Source organism: Xanthomonas pisi DSM 18956, from assembly GCF_001010415.1.
GTDB lineage: Bacteria > Pseudomonadota > Gammaproteobacteria > Xanthomonadales > Xanthomonadaceae > Xanthomonas > Xanthomonas pisi.
Genome location: NZ_JPLE01000027.1, coordinates 1 through 3589 on the forward strand (window position 1 = coordinate 1; position 3589 = coordinate 3589).

Annotated in this window: 3 protein-coding genes; 2 read left to right on the forward strand and 1 reads right to left on the reverse strand. The window is 67.5% G+C overall.

Translation table 11 applies throughout. The features are described 5' to 3' along the window. Positions 1–27 precede the first annotated feature (27 nt). Positions 28–507, reverse strand: a complete 480-nt coding sequence (locus Y887_RS07370) for an Lrp/AsnC ligand binding domain-containing protein (protein WP_005992148.1) — start codon at positions 505–507, stop codon at positions 28–30. A 147-nt stretch (positions 508–654) separates the two neighbouring features. Here Y887_RS07370 and Y887_RS07375 point away from each other — a divergent pair, with 147 nt between their 5' ends. Next, a complete protein-coding gene (locus Y887_RS07375; RefSeq protein ID WP_046963722.1) occupies positions 655–1944 on the forward strand; it encodes a D-amino acid dehydrogenase in 1290 nt (429 codons plus the stop codon). After that, positions 1944–3029: an alanine racemase gene (gene alr / locus Y887_RS07380; protein ID WP_046963723.1), complete on the forward strand. Its 1086-nt coding sequence runs from the start codon at positions 1944–1946 to the stop codon at positions 3027–3029. The genes Y887_RS07375 and alr overlap by 1 nt, the downstream gene beginning before the upstream one ends. Positions 3030–3589 lie beyond the last annotated feature (560 nt).

The following is a 3589-nucleotide window of genomic DNA, read 5'->3' on the forward strand; positions in this document are numbered from 1 at the left end:
CCAATCCCCAATCCCCAATCCCGAACCTCAGCCCTCAATCGGCAACGCCAGCGTCTCCTTCACTTCTTCCATCACGATGTAGCTCTTGGATTCGCGCACATGCGGCAAGGTGAGCAAGGTGCTGCCGAGCAACTTGCGATAGGACGCCATTTCGCTGATGCGGGCCTTGAGCAGGTAGTCGAAATCGCCCGAGACCAGGTGGCATTCCAGTACGTTGGGCAGCTTGAGTGCGGCGCGGCGGAATTCCTCGAAGATGTCGCCGGATTTGTAGGCCAGGCTGATCTCCACGAAGACCAGCAGGCTGGCCTTGAGATAGTGCGGGTCCAGCCGCGCGTAGTAGCCGGTGATGGCGCCATCGCGCTCCAGCCGGCGCACGCGCTCGGTGCATGGCGTGGTCGACAGGCCGACGCGTTCGCCCAGTTCGGTAAACGAAATCCGCCCCTCCTGCTGCAGGATGCGCAGGATCTTGCGGTCGATCTTGTCCAGCTCGCGGGCGCGGGTGGCCATGGGGTTTGTCTCCACAAGATTTGACAGGAAGTTTCACTGCGAAGGTGTGTCTATTCCAGAAATGACACTGCCTGGCTCGCAATATACTGCGTCTAACTGTCTCCCTCAGCGCGTGGTTGTGGGGGAATACCCTTTCAGGAGAGCGACATGCGGGTGCTCATTCTCGGTAGCGGCGTCATCGGCACCACCAGCGCGTGGTATCTGGCCCAGGCGGGCTGCGAGGTCACCGTGGTCGACCGCCAGCCGGCAGCCGCGCTGGAAACCAGCTATGCCAATGCCGGCCAGCTCTCGTTCGGCTACACCTCGCCGTGGGCCGCGCCAGGGGTGCCGGGCAAGGCAGTGAAGTGGCTGTTCGAGCAGCATGCGCCGCTGTCGATCCGCCCCACCCGCGACCTGCGCCAGCTGGCATGGCTCAGCCAGATGCTGCGCAACTGCACCGCCGAGCGCTACGCGGTGAACAAGGCGCGCATGGTGCGCATGTCCGACTACAGCCGCGACTGCCTGAACGCGCTGCGCGCCAGCACCGGTATCGAATTCGAAGGCCGCCAGCTCGGCACCACGCAGTTGTTCCGCACCCAGCAGCAACTGGATGCCGCCGCACAGGACATCCAGGTGCTGGCGCAGTATGGGGTGCCGTACGAGCTGCTGAGCCCGGCGCAGATTGCGCAATTCGAGCCCGGCCTGGCCGGCGGTGGCGCGCAGATGGCCGGCGCGCTGCGACTGCCCGAAGACCAGACCGGCGACTGCCGCCTGTTCACCCAGCGCCTGGCCGACCTGGCCGCGCAGGCGGGGGTCACGTTCCGCTACGGGCAGCAGATCGAGCGCCTGGAACATAGCGGTGGCCGCGTCACCGGCGTGCAGATCGATGGCCGCATCGAAACCGCCGACCGCTATGTGCTGGCGCTGGGCAGCTATTCGGCGGACCTGCTGCTGTCGCTCGGCCTGCATCTGCCGGTCTACCCGCTCAAGGGCTATTCGCTGACGATTCCGATCGTCGATGCCGCGCGCGCGCCGACCTCCACCGTGCTGGACGAGAGCTACAAGATCGCGCTGACCCGCTTCGACGACCGCATCCGCGTCGGCGGCATGGCCGAGGTGGCGGGCTTCGACCTGTCGTTGAACCCGCGCCGGCGTGCCACGTTGGAAATGGTGGTCAACGACCTGTACCCGGGCGGCGGCGATCTGGCCCAGGCCGAATTCTGGACCGGCCTGCGCCCGGCCACCCCGGACGGAACCCCGGTGGTGGGCGCCACCCCGTACGCCAACCTGTTCCTCAATACCGGGCATGGCACGCTGGGCTGGACCATGGCCTGTGGCTCCGGGCGGTACCTGGCCGACCTGATGCAGGGCCGCACGCCCGAGATCGATACCGAGGGCCTGGACGTGTTCCGTTATCTGTCCACGCGCAGTCAGCGCCCGCAGCGGGAGGCCGCGTAGTGCGTCCTGCGCAAGCGTCGATCGATCTGGATGCATTGCGTCACAACTACCGCCTGGCCAAGCAGCTGGGCGGCGGCAAGGCGCTGGCGGTGGTCAAGGCCGATGCCTACGGGCACGGCGCGGTGCGCTGCGCGCAGGCGCTGGAGCCGGAAGCCGACGGTTTTGCGGTGGCGTGCATCGAAGAAGCGCTGGAACTGCGCCAGGCCGGCATCCGCGCACCGATCCTGTTGCTGGAAGGCTTCTTCGAGCAGGACGAGCTGCGCCTGATCGCAGAGCACGCGTTGTGGACGGTGGTGGCCACGCCGCAACAGGTGCGCGCGCTGGCCGAGTTCCAGAGCCCGCGTCCGCTGCGCATCTGGTTGAAGCTGGACAGCGGCATGCACCGGCTGGGGCTGTCGCCGGAAGACTTCCGCGCCGCCTGGCTGCGCCTGCGCGGATTGCCGCAGATCGCCTCGCTGGTGTTGATGACGCATCTGGCGCGCGCCGACGAGCTGGACTGCAGCCGCACCGACGAGCAGGCGGTGGCGTTTGCGCTGACCGCTGGCGGCATGCGCGCGGAAACCAGCATCCGCAATTCGCCCGGCCTGCTGGGCTGGCCGGCGCTGCGCAACGATTGGTCGCGCCCGGGCCTGATGCTGTACGGCGCAAACCCGTTCCCGCAGGACACCGCGCTCACCACGCAGCTGCGCCCGGTGATGACGCTGCGCTCGCGCATCATCAGCGTGCGCGACCTGCCGGCCGGCGAGCCGGTGGGCTACGGCGCACGCTTCGTGGCCGAACGGCCGACGCGCGTGGGCGTGGTGGCGATGGGCTATGCCGATGGGTACCCCCAGTTCGCGCCCAACGGCACGCCGGTGCTGGTGAACGGCCAGGTCTGCCCGCTGATCGGCCGCGTGTCGATGGACATGCTCACCGTGGACCTCACCGACCACCCGCAGGCCGACATCGGTGCCAGCGTGCAACTGTGGGGCGATGCGCCACGCGTCAGCCCGCTGGCGACGCAGTGCAATGTCAGCGCGTATCAGCTGCTGTGCGGACTCAAGCGCGTGCCTCGCGTGTATGTGGGCGAAGCTGCAGCAGTTTGAGCGATCTGCAACAGGTTGAACGACACGAGTGCTTCGCCCGTACCCTCACCCCAACCCCGCCCTGCGCCCCAGCCCGCGTTTGCGACGCGGACGCTCCAAGGCACGCGCCAGTGGCGCGCAAACCCTGCCTTCTCGCCCCGAGGGGCGAGGAACTTGAGCGGCAGCTCCACCACGTGTCCTTCTCCCGCCAGCGGGAGAAGGTGGCGCGCAGCGCCGGATGAGGGTGCGCGCTAAGCCTCATGCAGTTTGAACGACACCAATGCTTCGCCCGTACCCTCACCCCAACCCCTCTCCCGAGGGGAGAGGGGCTTTAGCGGTAGCTCCACCACTTGCCCTTCTCCCGCAGGGCGGGAGAAGGTGGCGCGCAGCGCCGGATGAGGGGACGCGCGAAGCCTGATGTAGTTTGAACGACACGAACGCTTCGCCCGTACCCTCACCCCAACCCCTCTCCCGCAGGAGAGGGGCTAAGGCACACCCCTTCTCCCATCGGGAGAAGGTGCCCCGCAGGGGCGGATGAGGGTACGTGCGCAGCCTCGTGCAGCATGAGCGTCGGCGCGTAG